The organism is Janthinobacterium sp. SUN206, from assembly GCF_030587305.1.
Lineage (GTDB): Bacteria > Pseudomonadota > Gammaproteobacteria > Burkholderiales > Burkholderiaceae_D > Janthinobacterium > Janthinobacterium kumbetense.
In genome coordinates, this window is sequence record NZ_JAPWIB010000001.1 from 477392 (window position 1) to 502257 (window position 24866).

The following is a 24866-nucleotide window of genomic DNA, read 5'->3' on the forward strand; positions in this document are numbered from 1 at the left end:
GTTTGCTTCATGCCCCAGTTGCGCACCGTTCCAGCTTCCCCGAGTACCCGAAGCGAGGAGCGGCGGCGCAAGCTGCTGGTGGCGGCGGCGGACCTCTTCCTCGCCTCCGGCTACGACGGCGTCAGCATGGACGCCATCGTGGCCGAGGCGGGCGGCTCGAAGGCCACGGCCTACCGCTACTTCGGCAGCAAGCAGGAGCTGCTGGTGGCGGTGGTCGAATACCTGTGCGCCGATTTCATCATCGACCTGCGCCGCCTCGATACCTCGCAAGCGGGCCTGGAACAGGGCTTGCAGCTGATCCTCGATGAATTGGTGGCCGTCGTCACCAGCCCCCGCCACGTGGATTTCTATCGCCTCGTCGTCACGGGCGCGGCCGCCGTGCCGGCCGTGGGCCTGACCTGGTACGAACACGGCCCGCAAGTGTGGCATGCGCTGATCTTGCGCCTGCTGGAACAGCAGCGCGCCCAGGGCCGCATCGCGCCCGACGCCTCGTTCTCCAACCTGCCGCAGATCCTGTTCGACGCCGTCTTTTCGCACCTGACCACGCGCACCGTCATGCTGGGGCAGGGCGGCAATGCGGCCACGTTCCGGCCCTTGATCGCGGAGCTGATCGAGCTGGTGGTGGCAAGGGTGGCGCGCAAGGCGGAGTCGGCCCGCTAGGGCCGTAATCCGAGAATAGTCTGTTGGCCGGTGGTATTCGGATGACGCGCTTGCGTGCTTCGGCGGCCCTGTTAATCCGATCTGCGCGACCGGGATGCGGTTGGCCGCCTTTCGGCGATGTTGATGAGCAATTCTGCGGTGTCGTGTGAACCCGTCGCAATCTAAAAAATATTTTTGCATAATGATGCAAAATAAATGCGGTTTCCATCTCCGAGAAACGTCTGGCTTATGTAAGTCACTATTTACATAAGGTTGCATCATCAATGGCTCAAAATTTAGTAGTCCCTCCCGGATTCGTGCCCTATCCTGATCCAGACGACGTCTTTATGGAAGACGTCGGGCTCCATCTGAAAGTGTTCCATCCTATTCTAACCATACCCGCAGCACAGGTCGACCCTACGTGGACGGGGCAGTTCCACTTCGTCTTGCCCATAGAGCCGTTTGATGGTGCTTTGGGCGAAGGCAGCACGGATTACTACGGTCCTCACTGTGGCGAAGCATGGATTAAGTTCGTTCGGATAGGATCAAAGTATCGATTCGCCGGGGATTGGCGCTATTTTGCGATTAATCGGGAGCATGATGTGGAGGCTGATTTTTGGTACGGGGAGGCCAACAAAAGCTATGCCGAGCGTAGGCGCGCATGGCATGAGCAGGGTCTCATGAATCGGCAATCTGACAGCTTTGGTTGGGGCACCGCTTTTGGAGGAAATGCCCTGGCCGGCAACTGGACCAACGATCTCTCCTTGCCTGATGAGGTGGCTAAATGGGGATTCAGGCCATCTCGGATGATGCGCGAGGACGAGACGGTTAATGGCGTCAACTTCACTCATCCGCTAAACGAACAGGGGCAGCGATATCGATTAATTGGGATATTGGTTGGGTATCGCTATCGGGACCATGGAGCAGATAAACTTTTGATGTTCTACGACACTCCATCGAGTACTATTTTAATCATGTTGGACTTTAGCTAAGCCGGCCTGTTGCACCTGCCTCGGAAAGAAATAAGAGTCACCTGCCTGCGAGTTCCGCCGGAGCGCACCATCAGCAGAGCTTAAGCGGCCAGGGCTGGCGTCTATGTTGGCGTGATGCCGCCAGGGGGCGGATGATATAGTGGCGGGAATGTATACACTGAAAGAAACTGCCATGAAAAACGACGCAACCGCGCGCCCGCAAGCCAGCCAGACGCCTGCCAGGCTCAGCAAAGGGGACTTCGTCACCGCATTGCGCAAACTGCTGCAAGAAGAGGGAAAGGCCGGCAAGACCAGCGTGGACGTGCGCGCTGCGACCCTGCACACCGACGTCGGCGTGTATCCGGCGCGCGGCCACTCGATGCCGACCTGTTGCACGGTGATGTATGAAGAGATGCTGCCCGGTGACGAGATACTGCTGACGCCATCCGGCGGCAAGGGACCTACGCTGCTGATACGGTACAAATTGCCCCGCTGACAATCGCGGTCCTGGAAACAGTCTATAACCTGGCGTAAATGCAGGCGATGACTTGTAGCGCGCAGAAGCTGGCGCGCTGCTGATTCCCGCCCGATCGGACAGGGCATCGTTCGCCATCCGTCAGGACGGAGATGCCCCGTTGGCCCCAGACGCCATCCATCCGTTTTTCACCTTATCTCGTCTCTCATCTTCCTGGGTTCCACACGGCAGCCTCCGGCGGCTCGCCGCAAGCGTTTTCAAATATATAAAATATTTATATAAGCTCTTATGTAAATGGTGCTACCATGGTTCCATGAAACCTGGACTCGGCACACAATTACGACATCTCATCGAACTGCTGGACGGCGCGGTCGAGCAAGCCTACGTGGACGCGGGGCTGGATTACCGGCCGCGCTACACACCGGTGATGCGGGTGCTGGCCGAGCAGGCTAGCGCGACCATCGGCGAGCTGGCGGCCCTGGCCGGCCTCACGCAGCCGGCCGCGACGCAGACGGTGGCCTTGATGGTGAAAAAAGGCCTGTTGACGGTGGCCGCCGGCGGCGCAGACGGCAGGCAGCGCGTGGTGTGCCTCAGCGCCGCTGGCGAAACGCTGCTGCCGCGCCTGCGCGTGTGCTGGCAGGCGACCAAATCGGCGGCCGACAGCCTCGATGCGGAACTGGCGTTTCCCTTGTCCGCCTGCCTCGGACAGGCGATCGCCGTACTCGAGACACGTTCCTTCGGCGCGCGCATCCGCGACGCCAACTTGCAGCGCCTGCGCGACGGCGGGCCGCAGCTCGATACCGCTCCGGCGCAGGCACGGCCACACCTGGACGATCAAGCCGAATGATGCAGGCTTGCCTGCCCAGGCGCCGCTTCGATGGCGCGCCGGGGGGCGTCACGCGTATTTTTTCACACAACGATCAATCGCTTCGCAGTCCAACTTGGAGGAATGTATGTCAGGTAGCAAGAAATATGTCGCAGCTGTCGTATTGGGTACGCTGGTGTCGTTTCAGGCTTTTGCGGCGGCGGACACCGCGTTGAACGCGTCCGGCCGCGCGGCGATCGTGCAGACACTGGTCGCGAAAATGAACGCGAATTACATCGAACCGGCCGTGGCCGAACGGGTCGGCACTGCGATCGCCAGGAAAAATGCCGAAGGAGGCTATGCGAGCGCCGCCAACACCCAGGCGTTCAGTGCGGCGCTGGCAAAGGACTTGCGGGAATTGAGCGGCGACTTGCATTTCGGCACTTCGGTGTACGAAGGCCTTCGCGAGCGCAGCGCCAACCCCGAGCTGCCTAGCCGCGCCAAGACGGACGAATGGCGCGACCAGACCGCGCGGCGTGGCTATGACATCGAGAAGATCGAACGCCTTCCCGGCAACGTCGGCTATATCGAGCTGCGCGGCTTCGGCGGCCCGGAATACGTCAGTGCGGCGTACACGGCGGCGATGTCGCTCATGGCGGGGACGGATGCACTGATCCTCGACCTGCGCCGCAACGGCGGCGGCAGCCCGGCCAGCGTGGCTTACCTGATGAGTCATTTCTTCCCGCTCGGCGACGAGCGTCACCTGATCGACATGTACGATCGCCCGACCGGTCTGACGCGGCAGTTCTGGACCGTGAAGACGGTCGCACAGCGTTACGACAAACCCGTGTATGTGCTGACCTCGGCCCGCACGTTTTCCGCCGGCGAGGACTTTTCCTATGGCATCCAGGCGCAGAAGCGCGGCACGGTGGTCGGGGAAACCACCGGCGGCGGCTCCAATCCCGTGAGCTGGTACAACCTGGGACAGGACATCATCGTCTCGATCCCGACCGCGCGCACGACCAATGTCGTCACCAAAACCAACTGGGAGCACGTCGGCGTGAAGCCGGATATCGCCGTGCCCGCGGCGCAGGCGCTGCAGGCGGCGCATGTCGCCATCCTGCGCAACCTGGTGTCATCGGCCAAGGAGGGCAGCGAGCGCAAGGAACTGCAGCGCGTGCTTGCGATGGCGGAAAAAGGCGAATCCGAGAAGCCGGTCTACACGCTCAGGGGCGAGCCTTGATGCAAGCCGCCGGACATGCCCGCGACGAAGCGCGCGGCTCGCTAATCCGACCTGCGCGTTTTTGACGCCAACGCACGTCACGACGCCTCTGAAAACCGTAGCGAGCAATCCCAATGTCGGGTTGAGCAGCGCAGCCGTACTTTAGTACGGTGAGCAACGCCAACCCGAGAGTGGGCTGCGCAGCAGGTTTGCAGTGCGTCCCTCCACTCAGGTCGCAATACCATATTTGTGCTGCGTGGCCGCATACTGCTGCTTGAGCGACTCCAGCTTCGGATGCTTGGGGTCGATCTTGCGGATCACCTGCATCTGGTGCTGCGCCTGTTCGGCCAGCGGCGCTTCCCAGCCCAGCATATTGAGCTGGCGCAAGATGGCGTCGACGGAGGCGAACAGCACGGGCAGGTTGCCCGGCGTCTTGCGCAAGGCCTGGCGCAGCACGAAGACGGCGCCCTTGAGCTCTCCGCTTTCCGACTTGCTGGCCGCATCCTGCATCAGTTCCTGCACCTGGTTCGTGATCTGCTGGCCCATGCCTTGCGCCAGATCATGGCGGCCCGCCTTTTCAAACACGTCCACGGCCGCTTCCATCGTCACCTCGCTGTCCGCTTCATTGACGAGTTTCATCATGACGTCGGACGCCGCCTGCTCCAGGTTGTTCTTCAGGCAGCTTTGCACCAGGCCCACCTTCAGCTGCGTCGACAGGCCCCGCGCCGTATCCAGGGCGGCGGCGGCCAGCTGCAGTTCGCTGGCGGCGGCGATGTCGTTGCCCGACAATTCGTGCAGCATGGCGGCCGAGATGGCGCGACACGCTTCCACGTTGGCGCCGCCGCGCAGCGAGCGCTCCATATCGCGCAGCACGCCGCTCGCCTGCGGCGCATCGCCCTTTTTTACCAGTGTTTTCACCAGGTTGACGTGGTCTTCCGGATCGCGGAATTCGGAGTACTTCGCTTTCGTCACGACCTGTTTATACGCCCGTTCGGCCGCGCCGATGTCGCCCGTGTCATACGCGATGCCGCCCAGGTGGCGCAAGCGGCGCACCATGTGCGGCGAGATGGCCACCGCGTCTTCGAGGATTTTCTTGGCCTGCAGCTGCTGGCCCATGGCTTCATGGTTCTTCGCCAGCAAGTCGTAGGCGGCCATGAAGCGGGGATAGATTTCCACCAGTTCCAGCAGCGCATCCTGCGCCTCTTCGTGGCGCTGCTGCTCGAACAGGGTGCGCGCCAGTCCCAGGTGGGCCCAGGCCATGGGCCGCGTGGCCAGCATGTCGGCGTACAGCTGCTCCGCTTCCTTCCATTCGCCCAGGGTGAGGTGCAGCTCGGCGCGCAGGCGGGTGAAATCGGCCGCCAGGCGCGGATGCTGCAGCTCGGCCGCGCGGCAGCTTTTCACGGCTTCGCGCAAGTCGCCCTTGTCGATCAGCTGATACGTGGGCAGGAACATGGCGCGCCGCTCGATGGCGCGCGCGATGCGTCCGCTCAGCACATCGACGGTGAACGGTTTTAATATGTAGTCGGACGGGGTCAGTTCGGCCGCGCTGATCACCTTGCTGTGAATGGCTTCGGAAGTCAGCATGATGAAGATCGTCCACAGGCCGATCAGCTTGTGGTGGCGCAAGTCTTCCAGCAATTGCTGGCCATCCTGACCATCCGTGCCACTACCAAGATCGTATTCGCACAGGATGATGTCGAACGGTTTCTTCGTCAGCAAGCGGATGGCCGTGCCGGAATTGACGGCATATTCCACCTTGGTGATGGCCGCCTGGTTCAGCATATTGTGCAGATTGCCCCGCATGCTGGGGTTCGGGTCGACGATCAGGACAGATAAGTCGCTAGTTTCTGGCATTGTTCAGCTCTCGTTCATCTGTGTATGGCTCTGCGGCTCGATGGTACGACGGTCTAATAATATTACTATTTGTCAGCATACTGCAAAGCCAGTGCAAATCGCTAACAAAATGCAGGCGAGTGCGCGCGGCGCGACACGGCAGGCGCGCGCGCTTGCGGGCAGGGCAGGCGCGGGGTATCCTAAAAGCAACCTTTTGCGTTCGCTCATGCCTGACACCACGCCTGGAAAGCCGCCATGTACTTGACCGACACTCGCAGGCAAACCCTGCACCACCTGCTTTTCGGCGGAGGACGGGCGCATGCCGAGAAGTATTTTCCCGAATTGCGCCGCATGGCCGTCGTCAGCGAGTCCTTTGGCCTGGCCAGTATCTTGTTCGTGTGGGCTTTTATTCCGCATGTCAATACGCTCGACAGGGGCGCGCTGCTGTATGCGCTGGCTGGCATCGCGCTGGCCATCGGCATCAATGTGGCCGCGCGCGCCATCTGGGTGCTGAAACTGGGCGGCGCCGTGGGCATGTGCGCCATTGCCTTTTGCTTCCGCCTGCTGGCGGAAGCGGCGGGCCAGGCGGAATTCTGGATGCAGCCCGTGGGCGTGTTCATGGTGCTGCTGGCGGCGCCCATCTTCAATGGCTGCGTCGTGTATCTCATCGTTGCCGCGGCAGTCTGGCTGATACTGGGTTACGGCCATTTCCCGATCGATCCCGCCATGGCGCATGCGGCCTGGGCGAACTTGCTGATCGTCTACAGCATGCTGTTCGGCCTGGTCCTCAGCATCAGCTTTAATCTGTTGCGCCTGCGCGACTTCCGCGCCAGGGAGGCGCTGACCCGCCTGGCCTACCAGGATGGCTTGACGGGCTTGAACAACCGTCGCCGCTTTACGGAGTTGACGCAGCAATTGCAGCAGCGGCCGCAACCGATGTACTTCCTGATGATCGATATCGATAATTTCAAGAAAATCAACGATACCCTGGGCCATGACGCGGGTGACGTGGTGCTGGTCAAGACGGCGGGCATCATCGCCGATGCCTGCGGCGGCCACCTGTGCGGACGCCTGGGCGGCGAGGAGTTCGGCATCGTCTACGCGGGGGACCGGCGTGCCGTCTGCCAGTTTGCCGCCAGCCTCGTCGATGCCGTCTACCTGGCCTTCAATCCGGGGCAGGCCGTGTCGATCAGCGTGGGCATTGCCGAGCTGGCCTGCGACACGGAGCTGGCGCACAGCTACCGCCTGGCCGATGCCTCGCTGTACCAGGCCAAGCACCAGGGCAAGAACCGCTATGTCATTGCCTGACGGCATGCACATGAGTCTTGCGGAGGCGCCAGGGAGCGGGTATTCTGTTTGTATTAATATATCAGCCGCAGGCAGGCGCGATGTGGCGCAGACGCAGAGTTTCACCGTGACGTGACCGCTGGCGTTTTACCTTTACCAGAGAAAATCCAGCCTTCGTGATGCGCCTTCCTTCCATGAGTACCCTGCGGCGCATTGCCGTCCCCCTCGCTTTTGGCGGCAACAGCGAGCAGCAGCACACGTATTTCGCGGAATTGCACCGGGTCGGCATGGTGACGCAGCTGCTGGGCATCATCGCCTACAGCCTGACCTGGCTGCTGATGCCCGATCCCTATCATCCGAACTTCTCGCACGCCGTGCTGGCGCTGCTGGGCATGTTGACGAGCCTGATCGTGCGCTACCGCTGCACCACCTTGCCCGTGCTGACCATTACGGGCGCCTGCGCCGTGCTGACCCTGACCTTCGGCTTGCGCACCATGGCCGACGCCGTCCATCACGCCAGCTTCTGGGTCTTGCCCGTGGGCGTCTTCATGACCCTGGCCATCGCCTCCATCTTCAATGGCGGCCTCAGTTACCTTGCCGTCGTGGCCGGCGTGTGGTGGAACGTGGGCCACGGCCTGTATCCGGTGAACGCGGGCTTGCCCGACGAATCCTGGGCGCCGCTGATGATCGCCGTCAGCGTGCTGTTCGGGCTGGCGCTGAATGTCAGCTTCAGTTTATTGCGCTTGCGCAACTATCACTCCAAGGTGGAATTGACGCGGCTGGCTTTCCAGGACGGCTTGACGGGCCTCAACAACCGCCGCATGTTCACGCAGCGCGCCCAGCAGATGCATGGCGCGCCGCACGGCGGCATGCTGTACTTCCTGATGATCGATATCGACGATTTCAAGATCATCAACGACCAGCAGGGCCACGATGCGGGCGACGAGGTGCTGGTGCGCACGGCCGCCATCATCGCCGACAAGGCGCAAGGCCATCTGTGCGGGCGCCTGGGCGGCGAGGAATTCGGCATCGTCTACGCGGGCGACCGCGACGCGGCGCGCGCCTTTGCCGGCGCCCTGGTCGAGGCCGTCAGCCAGGCTTTCCATGCGGCACAGTTTGTGTCGATCAGCGTGGGCGTGGCCGAGCTGGACCGGGCCAAGGAGCTGGGCCACAGCTACCGGCTGGCCGACGAGGCGCTGTACCTGGCCAAGCGGCAGGGCAAGAACCGCTACGTGATCGCCTGATCGTCGGCTGACGGTGTTGTTGTCGCGTCATAAATGGCCGCTGTGCGGGGCAAAAGGGTGGCAAAGGCCCAAGTTCCGGTCATAAGGCAGGGGTAAAACGGGTATAATGCGCGCAAAGGAAATTTGCCGTACGAAAGATATTGTCATACCTACCTTTAACCCGCAGCCACGCTGCATCAACCACCTTCCAATCATGTTGATACTGCCGGGTTCCAATGCCCTGTCCCATTTCCGTAGCCACCGTCTGTTAAGCCAACTGCAAGCCGTTTCGCCTGCGATTGTTGCTGTGCAAGCACGCTATGTCCATTTCATCGATGCCAGCGCGCCTCTCACCAACGACGACAGCACGCGCCTTGGCGCCTTGCTGACGTACGGCGAGCCGGCCCACGCTGACAATACGGAAGGCGCTGCCGAAGAATTCTTCGTCATCCCCCGTTTCGGCACGATTTCGCCGTGGGCTTCGAAAGCCACCGACATCGCGCACAACTGCGGCATGGCGCACATCAAGCGCGTCGAACGCGGCATCGCTTTCCGCATCAACCTGAAATCGGGCATCCTGGGCAGCGCCATTGGCGCCGGCAAACTGACGGACGAGCAGGTACAGGCCGTGGCCGACCTGCTGCACGACCGCATGACGGAATCCGTGCTGCGCAGCGCGGACGACGCCAAGGACCTGTTCCGCACCCTGGAAGCACGTCCATTGGAATCGATCGACTTGTTGGGGCAGGGCAAGCTTGCTTTGGAAACGGCGAACACGGAACTGGGCCTGGCGATGTCGGAAGACGAGATCGACTACCTGGACGCCGCCTTCACCAAGGCCGGCCGCAACCCGACGGACGTGGAACTGATGATGTTCGCGCAGGCGAACAGCGAGCATTGCCGCCACAAGATCTTCAACGCCGACTGGACCATCGACGGCGTGGCGCAGCCCAAGTCCCTGTTCGGCATGATCAAGAACACGCATGAACTGCAGCCGAAAGGCACCGTCGTCGCCTACAGCGACAACTCGTCCATCATGGAAGGCGCCACCGTGTCGCGCTTCTACCCGCGCGGCGACAAGCACGAATACGCGGCGTCGACGGAATTGACGCACACCTTGATGAAGGTGGAAACGCATAACCATCCGACGGCCATCTCTCCATTCCCCGGCGCCTCCACGGGCGCGGGCGGCGAGATCCGCGACGAAGGCGCGACGGGCCGCGGCGCCAAGCCGAAAGCCGGTTTGACGGGTTTCACGGTATCGAATTTGTCGTTGCCGGACGCCGTGCGCAGCTGGGAAACGGCCGCTTCCGTGACGGCGCCATTGGCCGCGCGTATTGATGCAGATCAATACGGCAAACCGGAACGCATCGCTTCGCCCCTGCAGATCATGATCGAAGGCCCATTGGGCGGCGCCGCGTTCTCGAACGAATTCGGCCGTCCTGTCCTGGGCGGCTACTTCCGCACGTATGAACAGAACGTCGGCGCGCAAGAAGCTGGCGCACCGGACGCCGTCTTCGGCTACCACAAGCCGATCATGATCGCTGGCGGCATCGGCAATATCTCGGCGCAGCACACGCACAAGAACGATATCCCCGTCGGCAGCCTGCTGGTGCAGCTGGGTGGCCCGGGCATGCGCATCGGCATGGGCGGCAGCGCCGCCTCGTCGATGACCACCGGCAGCAACACGGCCGACCTGGACTTCGACTCCGTCCAGCGCGGCAATCCGGAAATGGAACGCCGCGCCCAGGAAGTCATCAACGCCTGCTGGCAAATGGGCGCGGACAACCCGATCATCTCCATCCACGACGTGGGTGCGGGCGGTTTGTCGAACGCCTTCCCGGAAATCACCAACGACGCCAAGCGCGGCGCGATTTTCGACCTGCGCAAAGTGCCGCTGGAAGAATCGGGCATGGCGCCGAAGGAAATCTGGAGCAATGAGTCGCAGGAACGCTACGTTCTGGCCATCGCGCCGGAAAGCCTGCCGCTGTTCAAGGCCATGTGCGAACGCGAACGCTGCCTGTTCGCCGCCGTGGGCGTGGCCACCGAAGAGCGTCAATTGAAGCTGATCGACCCGGAACTCGGTAACGAGCCGGTCGACATGCCGATGGACGTCTTGCTGGGCAAGCCGCCGAAGATGCAGCGCGACGTGGTCCACGTGGCCAACGATTTCCCTGCCATCGACTTGACGGGCATGGACCTGGTTGATGTAGCGCAAAAAGTGCTGCTGCTGCCGACCGTGGCCGACAAATCCTTCCTGATCACCATCGGCGACCGCAGCGTGGGCGGCATGACCGTGCGCGACCAGATGGTGGGACCATGGCAAGTGCCGGTGGCCGATTGCGCCGTCACCACCATGAGCTTTGAAGGTTACCTGGGCGAAGCGATGGCCATGGGCGAACGCACGCCGCTGGCCGTCATCGACGCAGCTGCTTCCGGCCGCATGGCCGTAGGCGAAGCCGTCACCAACATCGCCGCAGCGGCGATTGCCGATATATCCGACATCAAGCTGTCCGCCAACTGGATGGCCGCCTGCGGCCAGCCTGGCCAGGACGCAGCCCTGTACGACACGGTAAAAGCCGTCGGCATGGACCTGTGCCCGGCGCTGGGCATCAGCATCCCTGTCGGCAAGGATTCGCTGTCGATGCGCACGACGTGGAAAGACGAGAGCACGGGCGCGGCTAAATCCGTCACGTCGCCGGTGTCCCTGATCGTCTCCTCGTTCGCGCCAGTGACGGACGTGCGCAAGTCGCTCACGCCGCAGCTGAAGACGGACAAGGGCGACACGTCCTTGATCTTGATCGACCTGGGCCGCGGCAAGAACCGCCTGGGCGCATCTGCGCTGGCGCAAGTCATGGGCCAGCTGGGCAATGAAACGCCGGACGTCGACAGCGCGGAAGACTTGAAAGGCTTCTTCGCCGCCATTCAAAAGCTCAATAGCGACGACAAGCTGCTGGCCTACCATGACCGTTCGGACGGCGGCCTGTACGCCACCCTGACGGAAATGGCCTTCGCCGGCCACACGGGCATGTCCGTCAACCTGGACATGCTGACCATGGAAGGCGAGCACTCGAGCGATTGGGGCGACGCCAAGAACTGGACGGGCCAGGTGGCGGAACGCCGCAACGAACTGACCCTGCGCGCCTTGTTCAGCGAAGAGCTGGGCGCCGTGATCCAGGTGCGCGCGGAAGAAAAGTCGCTCGTCATGGACGTGCTGCGCACCTTCAACCTGGGCGCCTGCAGCCATATCATCGGCAAATTGAACGACCGCGACGTGATCGAATTCACGCGCGACGCCAAGCTGATCTACACCCAGCCGCGCGCAGACCTGCACCGCCTGTGGAGCGAAACGAGCTGGCGCATCGCCCGCCTGCGCGACAATCCGGCCTGCGCGGACGCCGAATACGACCGCCTGCTGGACGTGCAAGATCCGGGCATGTCGCCTATCGTCACCTTCGACCAGAACGACAACATCGCCGCGCCATTCATCGCCACGGGCGTGCGTCCGCGCGTCGCCATCCTGCGCGAGCAGGGCGTCAACTCGCACATCGAGACGGCGTACGTGATGCACCAGGCAGGCTTCACGGCGGTCGACGTGCACATGAGCGACCTGATTGCCGGCCGCGTCAAACTGGACGACTTCCAGGGCGTCATTGCCGTGGGCGGCTTCTCGTACGGCGACGTGCTGGGCGCGGGCGAAGGCTGGGCGAAAACGATTCTGTTCAACGCCAGCCTGGCGGAACAGTTCGCGCGCTTCTTCAACCGCACGGACAGCTTCGGCCTCGGTATCTGCAACGGCTGCCAGATGATGAGCAACCTGAAATCCATCATCCCTGGCGCCCACGCCTGGCCCAAGTTCACGCGCAACAAGTCGGAGAAATTCGAAGGCCGCTTTGCCATGGTCGAAGTGATGGATTCCCCATCGATCTTCTTCAACGGCATGGCCGGCACGCAAGCCGGCATCGCCATCGCCCACGGCGAAGGCTACGCCGACTTCTCGCAAACGGGCGACATCACCCAGGTCACCAAAGCCATGCGTTTTGTGGACAACAAGGGCGCCGCCACCGAAGCGTATCCGTACAACCCGAACGGCTCGCCGGAAGGCATCACCTCCGTCACCACGCCGGACGGCCGCTTCACCGTGCTGATGCCGCACGCGGAGCGCGTGTTCCGGAGCGTGCAGCAGTCCTACCACCCTGAAGCATGGGGCGAGGATTCGCCGTGGATGCGCATGTTCAGGAATGCGCGGAAGTTTGTGGGGTAATTAGCTCGCTTGCAGGGCAGTGCTGGAGTTCAGGCGCTGCTGCTGGGGTAGGAATGAGAAAGCCGCTGTCGGGAGACAGCGGTTTTTTTATGGAAAAATGCAATATTTAGATTGTTGTCTTAGATTTATTAGCCTACTTCTTTTGTGGCGGAGGCGGCGGTGAGCGAGGTGCCGGCGGTCTTGGTTGTGTTGGAGCTGGATTGACATTTGCTTGGTCTCGGCGACCGTCACGTACCGGAACTTGAGTTGGTCTGGCGGGTGGTATTTGTGTTGCCATATGATTTCTCCTTAACTAATGAACTCTACCCATTTAATATCTGTGATGTCAACTAAGATATTTATATCTTGATTATCTGTAGATGGATCGTCTATAACATTTGTTTCTAATGTCACGTTCCTTTCTCTTAACCATGAAGCTTGGGATAACATCAAATGTCCTTTGGTTGGGTCAGATGGCCAGATACTTGGCCATCCATAAATTCGCCTTTCGTCCTTGAAATGTACGACTATCCAATTTTTATTTTTTTCAAATGCAGTGCACCATTCAGATGGATGACTACTTCTTGTTGAAATATTAAATCTTCTTAGGTAGATGTGAAGTCGATCAGAATTTATTAACCACGATATAAAAAAACCAATAAATATTGCTGTCACAATTGAAAAGAGAAATTCAGTTTCTTTATTCCAATATCCGATGATAAACAAATTGGAAATTTTCAATGCTAAATACTGTTCTATTTTTACCAAAAATGCAACGAATAAAGAATATATTAAGGCTTGAATTATTCGTTCAAATTGAACGGGTTTTTGATGTGATGTCATCCCAAAGCAAATCCAAGACACAATAAATCCTGGCGCCAAATATTGCAGAAGGGAAATTACATCTTTTGATAATTCTGGTATTTCCATATGTGTTTGATTTGTTTTTTTATTTTATTGATATTTTTATGACTTAGGCTATAACCCCTTCGCCACCCCCACAATCACCACCGCCGACGGCACCAATAAAAACTGCGCAATCAGCGTTCCCGCCAATCGGCTGCCCACCAGCCACACCACCGCCCGTCTGAACTGCGATTCTTCGATCTTGCCTTCGATGACGTCATCCGTCATACCTGACATGTGCGGGTCGATGAAGATGGCCATCATGATGGTGGCGCCGCCGTTGATGATGGAGGACAGGGTGCTGGAGGTGACGCGCACGCTCGGGTCGAGCACGCCCGCGTACAGGGCCGCGAAGACGCCTACCGTCCACAGGGCCGTGGCGATGACGTTCATGGCGGTCATGGAGATGGAGACGCCGGATTTTTCACGCAGGCCGGTGACGTTGGCGGGCTTGGGCAGGCTGGCGGAGGTCTTGAGGTAGGACAAGCCACCCTTGAAGACGGCGTGCAGCAGCAGTTTCGGCACGGACCTGTGCACCTGGAAATGTTCGACGGCGCGGCAAAAGGCGCGCTGGAAGGTGGGGATCAGTATCGCACCCAGTATCGTCGCCAGACTGGCGGAGAACAGCAGCCAGCGGAAGTCGCCCAATAGCGTGCTGGCGGCAACATGCTGGTCGATGCCTGTTTCCACGCGCTTGGCGAGAAATGGTCCCAGGAAGGAATTCGAAGTGCGCGACAGCAGCATCAAAATGCTGAACAGGGCCAGGGATACGGCGATGCGCCGCGTACGGATGCCGGCGATGCGCACGGAATAGGCGAGGGTGCCGATGATGTGGATGATGAACGTCAGTGCACAAATCAACAGCAATTGCTTGTCCATCATAACCTTGCAGTGAAGAAAATGTAATTCCATGCTGCCATGAAGTTACTTATTTTTCAACTGCAAATTATTTAACTTTGCGTGTGGCTCAATTGGTGTTGGATTGCAGTTGTTTTTCAGGGCAAGGCATGGCGATCGGCAAACGCGGCGCGCTCAGTTGCGCGCTTGTTGCTCGTCCCTTGCTTGTATTTCAAGCTTGCACCCTCAACTATCCCAGGTGGCGGCAAGACTTGCCGCTCGATATGCACCAACCAAACCGGAGGTACACCATGAGTTTCGATTCTTTTTTGTCCAAGCTGAAGAGCAAAGCCAGCGAACTGAAAACCGAGGCACTGAAGTACAAGAACAAGGATTTCCTGAATGCCGCGATGGCAGGCTCGGCCCTGATCGCCATGGCCGACGGCAGCGTCAGTGCGGAAGAGAAGCAGAAGATGGTGAAGTTTATTGAAAGCAATGACGCGCTGTCCGTGTTTACCACCACGGACGTGATCAAGGCTTTCCAGGAATATGTCGGCCAGCTGGAGTTCGACAAGGATATCGGCGAAGCCAAGGCGTATCAGGCGCTGGGCAAGATGAAGTCGAATGTGGAGGCGTCGCGCCTGCTGGTGCGCATGATTATTGCCGTCGCTTCGTCGGACGGCAATTTCGACGCCAACGAGCAGCGCGTGGCCGGCAAGATCGCGCGCGAACTGGGCTTGACTCCGGCGGAGTTCGAGTTGCAGTAACCGCCAGCCGGCCGGCCCCGGCTGGCTAGCTTAATCCTTGTCCCACCACGGCGGCGCGCTCTCCGACCTCGGGCATGCCATCTTCAATGGACTTATCTTGTAGCGGATCTCGATCACCTGCCCATGGTGAAACGGACCGCGTATCCAGTCGCCGGAATTAAAGAGGTAGGACTTGCCATTGATGCAGCGTTCGGTCGGCAGGTCGCCGATGGGGCCGGTCGAACGCAGGGTGACGCGCACTTCGCCAGTTGCATCGAGCGGCGCGTCGGCGCTTGCATACAGTATATCGATGCCGACATCGCAGACAGTGGTGCTGCCTATCTTGCTGCAGTACTTGGTATACGTTTCCTGGCGCGCCATGACCATGTGATCTTCATGCCGCATCGGCTTGCCATCGTCAAAGGTAAAGCGCAGGATGACTTGCGTGGGCTCGCTGGCAGGATGGCGCGTGGTGGTGGTGCAGGCGGCGCTGACGAGGGCCAGCAAGGGCCAGGCCAGCAGGCGCAGGACGCGGCGCAGCAGCGCCGGGATCGGGTTGTTGCCGGATGGATGCTGCATGTAGCGTTGCCATTTATCTCATGAACGGGGCGCCGATCATAGCATGCCCCGGCGGCGGTTCCGCTAGCACGCACCGCGATTCAATTCCTGCAACACCTTCTTGCACAGCACGCCATAGCCGACGCCCGTGCCCCGTTTGTGCGCGGCCAGGTCGTAGCCGGCGCTGATGTCGTCCCACGCCACGCTGCCGGGCAGGGGGCGCAAGTCGTCGTCGAGGTCCATCTCGAAGTGAATGAAGTGGCCATCGGCGCTCAGCAGCTTGCCGTACACGGCGGGCATGCCGGGGCAGGCCAGTTTCAGGTCGAGCATGAGGGCCGTGCCCAGCGCCACGCCATGGCTGGCCGCGCACTGGCGCAAGGCGTCGGGCAGGGGGCGGGCACGCCACCAGGCCGCCGTCTGCTTGATGGCGGCCTGGGTCAGCGCGTTTTGCTGTTGCACAGAATACTGTTTGCTCATGGCTGTCACCCATGCGGCATGCGGCTTGCCGCCCTAACGCGATGCCAGGCTCATGCTTTGCACATGGGCGGGCACGATCTCGCCGCTGGCCAGTTTTTCGGCCGGTACCCGCATCAGCACTTCACCGCCCACGCTGCCGTCGTCGCGCAAGTCGATGCGCATGGCCAGCTGCTGGTCGAGCGCCACGAAGCTGTCGCTGCCGGTGGCGATGATGCGGTGTTCTTCCTGGTTATCGATGCGCGCATACATCATGGCGCCGATGCTGCCCGCATTGCGCAGGTAGAGCACTTGTCCGTTCGATAATTCATAGCCGCCGCGGAACGGGGCAAAACTTTCCGCACTCATGAAATGTTTGTGTGCAGGCAATTCGATCGTGTGCAGGCGTCCGCCGGGAACGACGACGGTCTGGCTGTCAGGAAGCGTTTGCGCATTTGCCAGCAGGGCGCAGACGCCCAGGGTGCCGGCCAAGATCCATGTTTTCATTTCTTTACCCATCCTTGAACTGTGGTGCCGTCCCGCTGCCGGCGCGGCGATGTTGATGTGGGTGACAGGGAAACCGCACCGGCTGGTCCGCAAGCGCTGCTGTCACACTGGCAAGGCGCGGGCTGCCGGTCTTGCCAGTGTAGGCAGGCAACATGCGCCGCGCATCATCCGATCGGATGACACGGCCTCATGCATCGAGTACGGCCAGGTGCGCCGTGGCGCCGTGGATCAGGGCGATCAGCTCGCCCTGGCGCCGGGTATCCGTCTTTAAATAGGTGTGGTGCAGATGCGTCTTGACGGTGTTGACGCTGATGCCGCCCTGCGCGGCGATTTCCTCGATGGTGGCCCCCTGCGCCAGCGCCTTGCCCACTTGCGCTTCGGCTTGCGTCAAGTCAAACAGTTGGCGCAAGGCAGGGACGGAGGTGCACGTTTTCGTGGGGTCGCGCGCGATCAGCAGGGCGCAGGTGGGCTGGCAATCGGCAAGCGGGGTGACGGTCAGGGCCAGCGGCGCTTGCTGCTTGCGCGGCAGGCGCAGCGACTGGCATTGCGTAGCGCCACCGGCGCTGGCGATCACCAGGCGCACGGCGCGCACCAGCGCGGGCGGGGCCGCGTGTTCCAGTTGCGCCGCATGCAGGGCGTGTCCGGCGGGGGTGGCGAAACGCAAGGCGAGGTTGCCATCGAGCACCAGCACAGCCGCGCCCATGGCGTCGAGCGCCGCCAGCGCGCAGTGGCTGGCCAGTTGCGCCTCGCGCAGGCGTTGCTGCAGGCACAGCGCGCGTTGCAGATGCGGCAGGAGTTCCTGCCATTGCTGGCCGTTCAGTCCAGCGTTGTCGAGCTGCGGCCAGTCGCCCGTGCCGCAGGCCGAGTCGTACATGGCGCCGATCAGTTTGCCCACATCCGCGGTGACTGTCCCTGTGTGCATGCTTGCCCCCAATCCTGATTACATCAGTGTGCCGCAGGCGTGCAGGTGCGGAACTGGGTAAGGGCGGTGTTGCGCAGCGATCCGCCCCACCTTTGTGAGGAGGGGCGGGTCGCTGCCATCTGTCCTGGGCAACTATCAAGATAGTACATACGCGGCGCCACCGCAATGCGGCGCCGCCGATGCAATCGTGCTCCTGGATAAAAAATTCCCCGATACAATAAAAAATTGTCAAAAATATAAATTCCAGGTATGGGGCGGGAGTCGCATGCTATTTATTTAGCGGAAGTTCTTATGCAACCAAGCAAGCCTTACCCGACGACGTTCCCGGCGCTGGCCCTGTGCGCGGCGCTGGCGTTTATCGGTGGCAACCCCATGGCGCAGGCTGCCGACAAGGCGGCGCCGCAAGCCTCCAGCGGTGCGCGGCAGGTCAAGGCCAAGCCTGCCGATACCGCCAACCTGGTCAGCCATCTGCGGCGCGTGATCACGGATGAAACGAATGACACGCCGCCGCGCGTGCTCAATGCTTTTGTTGCCAAATACCAGCAGCGCGCGCTCGATGCGGGAATCGATGACCTCGACCGGCAGACGCAATATGTGCTGCTGGCGCTCTACACGTCGGGCAAGGCGATGGAACAGCCGCAGTTCGTGACCCTGATGAAAAATCCGCCCGCTTCGCTGGACGCCTTTTACGACGCACTGCACGCCTTGCCGAATACCGTCTGGGAGGCGGGCACGCCGTTGTGGGATGCGCAGGCGGCAAAATAGGCAGCCGTCGAGGCGTGACAACAATGCAGAATTGACAGCGTCATTCATACGCGATTGCCGAGGGCATCCCATGGTCAAGAATTTTCTTTCGATGAAAGCGGTGCTGATCGGCTTCCTATGGCTGTTCACGGCCTTGCCGCACGCCGCACAGGGCAAGGAAAGCCGGGAGCTGACGGTGAATTTGAGCGGCTACAACCATACCGATCACGGGGTGGGAAGCTATGAGGTGACCTTGCAGAACGGCGCCACTGCGGGGGCGGGCTATCTGGACGCGGGCCAGGGCGGCGGTGGATTGACGTGCTGCCTGTCCATTCCCCGCGTGTGGCAAGCGGGAATGACGGCAAATATCGTCATGCATACCATCAAGAATGGCAAGGATATCCGCGTGGAACAAACCGTACCGGTGCCGAAGTATGCTCCCGCCGATGCTGGTCGGTTCGTCGTGCATTTTCTTCACGATGGCAGCTACAAGGTCTTCGTGACCAAATACTCGCTGGGGCATCGAAAATATCCGCTTTCCGGCAAGGAGGCGGAGCTGGAGCCGGGCGTGCCCTTGGAAATCATCTGGGAATAGTGCTGCTGACTTGCGGCTGTCCGTCGCGCACCGTCGGCTATCAGGCTTTGCAGCAGCATGCGCGATTTCGCGTCCGTGACGCGGACATCCTCTATCCTCGCGAGCAACTCGCCTGGATCAAATTTTTTGATTAATTTGCAATAATCTTCTGTTTCTCGCGGACAGAATTCGAGTTCCAGCAACGCAACGGTTTTCGCGATCAAGCCACGCCGCTGCATCTCGGACAGCAGGTCGGCACGTTGCTTTAACGCCCTGGCGAAACCGCTCTTGATGAGCTTGCCAAAGGGCATGCCAGGATCCTTTGTCAGTATCTGGACGGCGACGCGCACGGCAGAGGCGTTGCCGTTGCGGATTTCCAGCGCCACCTGCCTGCACACCTGCGACAGCCGCAGCCCCGGATGGGCGATTGGCGGCCCAGCATCGTACGGGGCCAGTTTTTCTCCCAGGAATTCTTCCAGCGCTTCCAGGCTGGCGATCGGTATCATCATCAAGTTTGCTTATATGGCCGTTGCCGGGCGACCTGAATGGCGCAGTGTACGAGGTTGTTGCTTTCAGAGCAAGTTCGCCGGGCGCGCGTTGGGGGAGGGATGAAAAAATCCCTGAAAATTAGCACTTTGATAGCGCATGGCGCAATCCCAAGCAATCGGACGCATGGAAAACATATCCATAGGGTAAGCTTCGGGGCTAGGCTATTTCGCAACTCTATCAAAATTACATGACTTCCATAATGATCCCCGACGTCGCCCTGGTCGACAATACCGAACAACGCACGCCGCTGGTGCTCGTGCTGGACTGCTCCGGCAGCATGGATGGCGAACCCGTCTCGCTGCTGAACGAAGGCCTGGCCTTGCTGGAACAGGAACTCAAATCCGACGTGATCGCCGCCAAGCGCGTGCGCATCCTGGTGATTCAGTATGGCGCGCACGATGAGGCCGTCGTCGCCAGCAACTGGTGCGACGCCATGGATTTCACGGCGCCTCGTCTTGAAGCGAACGGCACCACGCCGACTGGCGCGGCCGTGGAACTGGCGCTGGCGGAAATCGAGCAGGAAAAGCAGCGTTTCCGCCAGGCGGGCGTGGCGTACACGCGGCCGTGGCTGTTTTTGATGTCCGACGGCGAACCGACGGACCGCTGGCAGCATGGCGCCGAACAGGCGCGCGCGGCCGAGCAGGCGAATAAAGTGGCGATCTTCCCCATCGCCGTGGGCGACCATGCAAATATCGATTCCCTGGGCGAATTCTCCAGCCGCGGTGAACGGGGCGTGAAGCAGCTGAAGGGCTTGCAGTTCCGCGAACTGTTCCTGTGGCTGAGCGCCAGCATGCAAGTGGTGTCGCAATCGCGTCCCGGTGCGCAGGCCCAGCTGGCCTCGACGGACGGCTGGTCGGTCGTGAATACGTGAAAGCCCGCTGATCCATGACTGCAGTACAGAATATCTGGCGCGTGTTCGGCGCCTCCGTCACGGGCAAGGCGCACCTGGATAAAGACATCGCTTGCCAGGATGCGCACGCGCACGCCGTCGTGAACGACGTGCTGGTCGCCATCGTCTGCGATGGCGCCGGTTCGGCCAGGCTCAGCGAGCAGGGCGCGCAGTTTGTCGCAACGCAAACCGTGCAGGCGCTGGCCGGACGGCTGGAGCAGGGCGCCACCGTGCAGGATTTGCATGACGGCGCGCTGGCGGCCACCCTGGCGCAGATCCGCGCCGCGCTGGACGACATCGCCCGCGCCGCCAACGCCACCCTCGACGACTACGCTGCCACCGTCGTCGGCGTGGTCATGGGGCAAGATGCTGGCTTCTTCTTCCACCTGGGCGACGGCCTGGGCGTGGCGCAACTGGGCGATGGCGGCGAACTGATCTCGTTGCCCGCCAACGGCGAATACGCCAACGAAACCTATTTTCTGTCGGGCGAGCGCTGGCGCGAACAGCTGCGCCTGTTGCCGATTCCCCAGTCCGTGCGCGGCGTGGTGCTGATGTCGGACGGCTGTATGCCCTTTGCCATGAGCAAGAACAATGGGGGCTTGTACGCGCCGTTCATGGATGCCGTGCAAGGCTATCTGCGCACGGTCGAAAGTATCGAGCTGGGAGATACGGCGCTGGCGTCCACCCTGGCCGACCCGCGCACGCACCAGATCACGGGCGACGACAAGACCCTGCTGCTGGCCTTGCGCGCATGAGCCGGAAGCAAGGCGTGACACCCGGCCTGAGTCCGGGTGGAAAAATCTGGCTGGATAAAGTCCGCAGTTTGATCTTGGGCAAACTCGTCAAGAGCGGCGGCGCGGGCAGCGTGTACCTGCTGCCCGGCGCGCCAGCCCAGGTTGCCAAGCTGTACCACCCGCACCTGGACCGGGCCGCCAACCGGCGCAAGCTCGAAGCGATGCTGGAATTGTCGCCCGAGCTGCCCGATCAAGTGGAAAACGGCAAGCGCTACGTCCAGATCGCCTGGCCGCAAGCGGCCGTGTTCGACGGTCAGGGCGGCTTTGCCGGTTTCGTCATGCCCTTGCTGGACATGGCGCAGACGGCCGAGCTGGAACAGATCATGCAGGAGCGCCAGGCGCGCGCGGCAGGATTGCCCACGGGACTCGGTCCCAAGCTGACTCTGGCCGCCAACCTGGCCGCCGTCATCGATGCGCTGCACCAGCAGCAGCATTACGTGGTCGATCTGAAACCCGTGAATTTGCGCTTTTACCGCGATTCGCTGTACATCGCCATGCTCGATTGCGACGGTTTCAGCATCCAGGGCCATGCGGAGCGATTTCCTGCCGAGCAATTCACGGCCGACTACCTGGCGCCGGAATTCCAGCGCAAGGGCATGCCGGCGGGCACGGAAATGGCGCAAGACCGCTTCGCCCTGGCCGTCATCATCTTCCAGTTGCTCAACTTCGGCATCCACCCGTACAGCGGGCGGCCCGGCAATGCGCAAGTGGCGACCGACATTCCCGGCCGCATCCGCGACGGCTGCTACGCGTATGGCGTGAAGCGCCACAAGCAGCTGGCGCCGAACGCCACCAGCGGCCATGCGCTGATGCCGCCCGAATTGCGCGCCATGTTCGACCGCGCGTTTTCCCAGTCGCCGAAACCCCAGCGGCCCGCGGCGGCCGACTGGGCGCAGTTGCTGCGCGGCTATGCGCAGCGCAGCGGGGGCAAGCTCGTCGTGTGTACCGCGCATCCCGAACACCAGCATTTTGCGGGCCTGGGCTGCGCGGCGTGCGCGCGCGACAAGGTCATCGGTGCGGCCGCGCAAGCGTCCGTGCAGGCGCAGCAGATGCAACTGCAACAGCCGCCGCAGCAGCGCAGCGCGCGCCGCACGGCGCCGGGGCAGGCGCCCGTCGCCATTCCCGCTGCGAATTGGGCCGGCAATGTGGCCGGCAATGCGGCGGGCAACGCGGGCGGCGGCATCACGGGCAAGGGCTGGGCCGTGGTGGTGCTCTTGATCGTGCTGTTCCTGATCGGCTTTACGGCCTGGACCTCGTCGTCCGATGAAGTCAAGGACAAGGCCAACTTGCAGGCGCAAGCCGACCAGGCGGCTGGCCTGGAAGTATTTCGCTGGCGCCCGCGCAAGGCGGCAGGTTTCCAGCCGTCCGATGCGCGCAAGGCCGTGCGCAGCCTGTCGCAAGCCGTCAGCAAGGGCGACGATGACGCCGTCACGCGCGGCTTGCAACTGCTGTACCGGGCCGGCGAAGAAAAGCAGTCCGGCTACGGCGGCGACCGCACGCAGGCGCAGCTGCGCGCCTCGTTGCTGGAAGGCCTGGGCTGGGTGCCCGGCTATCAGCCGGCGCTGGTCGCCAGTTATCTTGATCTGCTGCAAGCCAACCCGCGCGACCATCTGGTAGCGGCGGCCATGGGCCGCATGCACCTGAGCGTGAACGAACCGCAGGCGGCGCGCCAGTACTTCGAGCAAGCCGTGTGGGCGCGCCCGACCGACGGCACGGCCTGGCTGGGCATCGCGGCTGCTGCACAGCTGCGCGGCGGCGACGAGCGCGATGCCGTCAATCTGGTGGCGCTGGCGCGGTTGACGGCTTACCGTTATGCCGTGCAGAACGCCTTGCCGGCCGACCCGGGCGAGCCGGCCGACAATGGCGTCGCGCGCACCATGCAGCGCATGGACCTGACCGGCAGGGTGTTGCGCCTGGCGCAACCGGGCGCCTACCAGAAACGCTGGGACAAGACGCTGGCCGATGGCGCGCTGCTGGCGCAAAAACTCCAGGCCATGCCGCCTCTGCGGGACCAGGTCGGCGGCGTGCAGCGCGAGACGATGACGACGGTCGACTATGGCGTGCTCGATGCAAAGCACGCGACGGGCGAAAACCGCTTGATCCTGTCGATTGCCGCCGACGGCAGCCTGACGCTTGCGACAGCGGAATTGCCGATGGAACCCATGCTCAACAAGGCGCTGCTCGATAGCGTGCAGCGCTGGACCTATCTGCCGGCCGTGCAGCACGGTCAATTGATGGATGCCAAGGTGGTGGTGCTGGTGCGTTACCGCGATGGCCGGGTCAGCTTCTTGCCGGGCGGTGTCGCCGTCACGGCGGAAAATTAGAGGAATAGCATGAAAATCAAGACGATATGCGCCGTGCTGGGCGCTTCCTTGCTGTATTCAGCCACGGCTCAGGCGGAAATCGTGCAGCGCCTGGTGGTGACGGCGATGGACAGCGAGCCGGATAGCGAAGGCGGCGATGTGTTCACTATTGCCGGCTCGACGGCCTGCGGCGGCAAGCAGATACGCATGGATGCGCGCTCGGTGAACCTCGACGAGGCGCCGTACGAGGCGCTGAAAGTCCGGCTGGCTGAACGCATGCGCGCCAGGACGCCCATGCTCGTCACCGTGAAAAAATGCCCGGAAGATGCGAGCGTGCCCATCGTGCGCCACATCGCCGTCTGCACGCCGGCCGCCTGCGCTGATGGCCGGGCGCGACTGTACCTGCACGAGCGTTTCTACCCTATCGAGCAGGAAAACGCGCCCAACGTGCTGCTGTTGCCCTTGCCGAAAGGCAAGCTGCCGGGCACGTGGAAGGTGGAGATTGTCAGCGTGGCGGGCGGCAAGCTGCGCCTGTCGGGCCAGGTCAACCGCGCCGATTATGCGCAGGGCGAGCTGGTGGGCGGCTATGTCACGTATTACCCGGACGGAAAAATCGAGAAACAGTTGGCGCAGGATGGGCAGGGACGGCAGGATGGCGTCACCAGCCTGTATCGCGCGGATGGCAGCCTGGAATCGCGTGGCAACTGGCGCCATGGCTTGCCGGAGGGCACGCACCAGCAATATCACGCCACGGGCCAGCTGCGCGAGGCCAGCGTGTACCGCAAGGGACAGCGCGTGGACGGCCCCGTGCAGACGTTTGACGCGAATGGCAAGCTGAGCACCAGTTACGTGCTGCGCGATGGCCGCATGGAAGGCGAACTGCTCTCGTATTTCCCGGATGGAAAAGTAGCCGGCCGTACGCAAGTGAGCAAGGGCAAGTTCAATGGCCGCAGCGCGGAATACTATCCCGATGGCGCCGTGCGCGCCACCATGACGCAGGTCAACGATTTGCCCGTAGGGGAAGCGCTGGAGTTCTATCCCGACGGCAAGGTGCAAAGCCGCCAGCAATATGGCGACGAAGGCGGGCTGCTGAGCGTCCGGCGCTACAGTCCCCAGGGCGTGCTGGTGCTGGAAAGACGGTGGGATGCGCAATTGCGCGAGCAGGGCACGTCGCGCTCGTGGTATGAAAATGGCAAGCCCGAGCAAGCCATCGAGTACGTGAACGACCGGCGCGACGGCTGGAGCCGCAGCTGGCACGAGGATGGCAGCCTGAAGAATGAATGCCGGTATCTGGCCGGCAAGGCCCAGGGCGCATGCGGGGAAGCGCCGCCGGCGCCGGAACTGCAGCGCAAGGAGCAGGCATGGCGCGCCTTGTGAAGCACGTGC

At 61.8% G+C, this 24866-nt stretch carries 23 protein-coding genes; 15 read left to right on the top strand and 8 right to left on the bottom strand.

What is annotated here, in order from left to right; all coding sequences use genetic code 11:
• Nucleotides 1-9: 9 nt before the first annotated feature.
• From O3300_RS01960 to O3300_RS01980, 5 genes are all read left to right on the top strand, one after another.
• Entirely contained in the window at nt 10-660 is a 651-nt protein-coding gene (locus O3300_RS01960; RefSeq protein ID WP_305051826.1) for a TetR/AcrR family transcriptional regulator, read from the top strand.
• Between the two features lie 263 nt (nt 661-923).
• Nucleotides 924-1631, top strand: a complete 708-nt coding sequence (locus O3300_RS01965; RefSeq protein WP_305051827.1) for a hypothetical protein — start codon at nt 924-926, stop codon at nt 1629-1631.
• 172 nt (nt 1632-1803) lie between these two features.
• Nucleotides 1804-2106 carry an HNH endonuclease gene (locus O3300_RS01970; RefSeq protein WP_289909750.1) on the top strand — a complete coding sequence of 101 codons (303 nt, stop codon included), beginning with the start codon at nt 1804-1806 and terminating at the stop codon, nt 2104-2106.
• Nucleotides 2107-2398: 292 nt separating this feature from the next.
• Nucleotides 2399-2932 (top strand): MarR family winged helix-turn-helix transcriptional regulator, encoded by a 534-nt coding sequence (locus O3300_RS01975; RefSeq protein WP_305051828.1) that lies wholly within the window; start codon nt 2399-2401, stop codon nt 2930-2932.
• Between the two features lie 106 nt (nt 2933-3038).
• On the top strand, nt 3039-4133 hold the full coding sequence (locus O3300_RS01980; protein ID WP_305051829.1) for a S41 family peptidase: 1095 nt from the start codon (nt 3039-3041) through the stop codon (nt 4131-4133).
• Nucleotides 4134-4340: 207 nt separating this feature from the next.
• On the opposite strand, the gene O3300_RS01985 is transcribed toward O3300_RS01980, so the two are convergent.
• A complete protein-coding gene (locus O3300_RS01985) occupies nt 4341-5966 on the bottom strand; it encodes a response regulator (protein ID WP_099664131.1) in 1626 nt (541 codons plus the stop codon).
• Nucleotides 5967-6200: 234 nt separating this feature from the next.
• Between O3300_RS01985 and O3300_RS01990 the strand changes: the two genes are divergently transcribed.
• The 3 genes from O3300_RS01990 to purL all read left to right on the top strand — a co-directional run bounded on the left by O3300_RS01990 (nt 6201) and on the right by purL (nt 12719).
• Complete coding sequence (locus O3300_RS01990; protein ID WP_305051830.1) at nt 6201-7253, top strand: diguanylate cyclase; 1053 nt, start codon at nt 6201-6203, stop codon at nt 7251-7253.
• A 158-nt stretch (nt 7254-7411) separates the two neighbouring features.
• On the top strand, nt 7412-8476 hold the full coding sequence (locus tag O3300_RS01995; protein WP_251348899.1) for a GGDEF domain-containing protein: 1065 nt from the start codon (nt 7412-7414) through the stop codon (nt 8474-8476).
• A 193-nt stretch (nt 8477-8669) separates the two neighbouring features.
• On the top strand, nt 8670-12719 hold the full coding sequence (gene purL, locus O3300_RS02000) for a phosphoribosylformylglycinamidine synthase (RefSeq protein ID WP_305051831.1): 4050 nt from the start codon (nt 8670-8672) through the stop codon (nt 12717-12719).
• 288 nt (nt 12720-13007) lie between these two features.
• Here the strand turns inward: purL and O3300_RS02005 are convergent, their stop codons facing one another.
• Nucleotides 13008-13628, bottom strand: a complete 621-nt coding sequence (locus tag O3300_RS02005) for a DUF6338 family protein (protein WP_305051832.1) — start codon at nt 13626-13628, stop codon at nt 13008-13010.
• Nucleotides 13629-13676: 48 nt separating this feature from the next.
• Nucleotides 13677-14483, bottom strand: a complete 807-nt coding sequence (locus tag O3300_RS02010) for a lipid II flippase Amj family protein (RefSeq protein WP_305053121.1) — start codon at nt 14481-14483, stop codon at nt 13677-13679.
• 269 nt (nt 14484-14752) lie between these two features.
• On the opposite strand from O3300_RS02010, the gene O3300_RS02015 reads away from it, so the two are divergent.
• Nucleotides 14753-15208 (top strand): tellurite resistance TerB family protein, encoded by a 456-nt coding sequence (locus O3300_RS02015; RefSeq protein ID WP_099374543.1) that lies wholly within the window; start codon nt 14753-14755, stop codon nt 15206-15208.
• A 30-nt stretch (nt 15209-15238) separates the two neighbouring features.
• Here the strand turns inward: O3300_RS02015 and O3300_RS02020 are convergent, their stop codons facing one another.
• From O3300_RS02020 to O3300_RS02035, 4 genes are all read right to left on the bottom strand, one after another.
• Nucleotides 15239-15766 carry a hypothetical protein gene (locus tag O3300_RS02020; protein ID WP_305051833.1) on the bottom strand — a complete coding sequence of 176 codons (528 nt, stop codon included), beginning with the start codon at nt 15764-15766 and terminating at the stop codon, nt 15239-15241.
• Nucleotides 15767-15829: 63 nt separating this feature from the next.
• On the bottom strand, nt 15830-16222 hold the full coding sequence (locus O3300_RS02025; protein ID WP_289898059.1) for a hypothetical protein: 393 nt from the start codon (nt 16220-16222) through the stop codon (nt 15830-15832).
• Nucleotides 16223-16255: 33 nt separating this feature from the next.
• Nucleotides 16256-16705: a hypothetical protein gene (locus tag O3300_RS02030; RefSeq protein ID WP_143451315.1), complete on the bottom strand. Its 450-nt coding sequence runs from the start codon at nt 16703-16705 to the stop codon at nt 16256-16258.
• A 187-nt stretch (nt 16706-16892) separates the two neighbouring features.
• A complete protein-coding gene (locus O3300_RS02035; RefSeq protein ID WP_099664122.1) occupies nt 16893-17627 on the bottom strand; it encodes a helix-turn-helix transcriptional regulator in 735 nt (244 codons plus the stop codon).
• Between the two features lie 291 nt (nt 17628-17918).
• On the opposite strand from O3300_RS02035, the gene O3300_RS02040 reads away from it, so the two are divergent.
• Entirely contained in the window at nt 17919-18392 is a 474-nt protein-coding gene (locus tag O3300_RS02040) for a hypothetical protein (RefSeq protein WP_305051834.1), read from the top strand.
• Between the two features lie 70 nt (nt 18393-18462).
• Nucleotides 18463-18966 (top strand): DUF3304 domain-containing protein, encoded by a 504-nt coding sequence (locus tag O3300_RS02045; RefSeq protein WP_305051835.1) that lies wholly within the window; start codon nt 18463-18465, stop codon nt 18964-18966.
• On the opposite strand, the gene O3300_RS02050 is transcribed toward O3300_RS02045, so the two are convergent.
• A complete protein-coding gene (locus tag O3300_RS02050; RefSeq protein ID WP_305051836.1) occupies nt 18858-19454 on the bottom strand; it encodes a hypothetical protein in 597 nt (198 codons plus the stop codon). The genes O3300_RS02045 and O3300_RS02050 overlap by 109 nt on opposite strands.
• Nucleotides 19455-19681: 227 nt before the next feature.
• Between O3300_RS02050 and O3300_RS02055 the strand changes: the two genes are divergently transcribed.
• Genes O3300_RS02055 through O3300_RS02070 form a run of 4 tightly spaced genes read left to right on the top strand, consistent with a single transcriptional unit; the run spans nt 19682 to nt 24857 of the window.
• On the top strand, nt 19682-20365 hold the full coding sequence (locus tag O3300_RS02055; RefSeq protein ID WP_077404035.1) for a VWA domain-containing protein: 684 nt from the start codon (nt 19682-19684) through the stop codon (nt 20363-20365).
• Nucleotides 20366-20379: 14 nt separating this feature from the next.
• Nucleotides 20380-21138 carry a PP2C family serine/threonine-protein phosphatase gene (locus O3300_RS02060; protein ID WP_305051837.1) on the top strand — a complete coding sequence of 253 codons (759 nt, stop codon included), beginning with the start codon at nt 20380-20382 and terminating at the stop codon, nt 21136-21138.
• Complete coding sequence (locus O3300_RS02065; RefSeq protein ID WP_305051838.1) at nt 21135-23501, top strand: hypothetical protein; 2367 nt, start codon at nt 21135-21137, stop codon at nt 23499-23501. Before O3300_RS02060 ends, O3300_RS02065 begins: the two co-directional genes overlap by 4 nt.
• A 9-nt stretch (nt 23502-23510) precedes the next feature.
• Entirely contained in the window at nt 23511-24857 is a 1347-nt protein-coding gene (locus tag O3300_RS02070; protein WP_305051839.1) for a toxin-antitoxin system YwqK family antitoxin, read from the top strand.
• Nucleotides 24858-24866: the final 9 nt, after the last annotated feature.

Coding starts and splice junctions, on each gene's coding strand:
- O3300_RS01995 (WP_251348899.1), top strand. CDS start 7,412: ATGCGCCTTCCTTCCATGAGTACCCTGCGGCGCATTGCCGTCCCCCTC.
- O3300_RS01985 (WP_099664131.1), bottom strand. CDS start 5,966: ATGCCAGAAACTAGCGACTTATCTGTCCTGATCGTCGACCCGAACCCC.
- O3300_RS02060 (WP_305051837.1), top strand. CDS start 20,380: ATGACTGCAGTACAGAATATCTGGCGCGTGTTCGGCGCCTCCGTCACG.
- O3300_RS02040 (WP_305051834.1), top strand. CDS start 17,919: ATGCAACCAAGCAAGCCTTACCCGACGACGTTCCCGGCGCTGGCCCTG.
- O3300_RS02020 (WP_305051833.1), bottom strand. CDS start 15,766: ATGCAGCATCCATCCGGCAACAACCCGATCCCGGCGCTGCTGCGCCGC.
- O3300_RS01960 (WP_305051826.1), top strand. CDS start 10: ATGCCCCAGTTGCGCACCGTTCCAGCTTCCCCGAGTACCCGAAGCGAG.
- O3300_RS01970 (WP_289909750.1), top strand. CDS start 1,804: ATGAAAAACGACGCAACCGCGCGCCCGCAAGCCAGCCAGACGCCTGCC.
- O3300_RS02035 (WP_099664122.1), bottom strand. CDS start 17,627: ATGCACACAGGGACAGTCACCGCGGATGTGGGCAAACTGATCGGCGCC.
- O3300_RS02015 (WP_099374543.1), top strand. CDS start 14,753: ATGAGTTTCGATTCTTTTTTGTCCAAGCTGAAGAGCAAAGCCAGCGAA.
- O3300_RS01980 (WP_305051829.1), top strand. CDS start 3,039: ATGTCAGGTAGCAAGAAATATGTCGCAGCTGTCGTATTGGGTACGCTG.
- O3300_RS02025 (WP_289898059.1), bottom strand. CDS start 16,222: ATGAGCAAACAGTATTCTGTGCAACAGCAAAACGCGCTGACCCAGGCC.
- O3300_RS02065 (WP_305051838.1), top strand. CDS start 21,135: ATGAGCCGGAAGCAAGGCGTGACACCCGGCCTGAGTCCGGGTGGAAAA.
- O3300_RS02010 (WP_305053121.1), bottom strand. CDS start 14,483: ATGGACAAGCAATTGCTGTTGATTTGTGCACTGACGTTCATCATCCAC.
- O3300_RS02030 (WP_143451315.1), bottom strand. CDS start 16,705: ATGAAAACATGGATCTTGGCCGGCACCCTGGGCGTCTGCGCCCTGCTG.
- O3300_RS01990 (WP_305051830.1), top strand. CDS start 6,201: ATGTACTTGACCGACACTCGCAGGCAAACCCTGCACCACCTGCTTTTC.
- O3300_RS02045 (WP_305051835.1), top strand. CDS start 18,463: ATGGTCAAGAATTTTCTTTCGATGAAAGCGGTGCTGATCGGCTTCCTA.
- O3300_RS01965 (WP_305051827.1), top strand. CDS start 924: ATGGCTCAAAATTTAGTAGTCCCTCCCGGATTCGTGCCCTATCCTGAT.
- O3300_RS02005 (WP_305051832.1), bottom strand. CDS start 13,628: ATGGAAATACCAGAATTATCAAAAGATGTAATTTCCCTTCTGCAATAT.
- O3300_RS02055 (WP_077404035.1), top strand. CDS start 19,682: ATGACTTCCATAATGATCCCCGACGTCGCCCTGGTCGACAATACCGAA.
- O3300_RS02070 (WP_305051839.1), top strand. CDS start 23,511: ATGAAAATCAAGACGATATGCGCCGTGCTGGGCGCTTCCTTGCTGTAT.
- O3300_RS01975 (WP_305051828.1), top strand. CDS start 2,399: ATGAAACCTGGACTCGGCACACAATTACGACATCTCATCGAACTGCTG.
- O3300_RS02050 (WP_305051836.1), bottom strand. CDS start 19,454: ATGATGATACCGATCGCCAGCCTGGAAGCGCTGGAAGAATTCCTGGGA.
- purL (WP_305051831.1), top strand. CDS start 8,670: ATGTTGATACTGCCGGGTTCCAATGCCCTGTCCCATTTCCGTAGCCAC.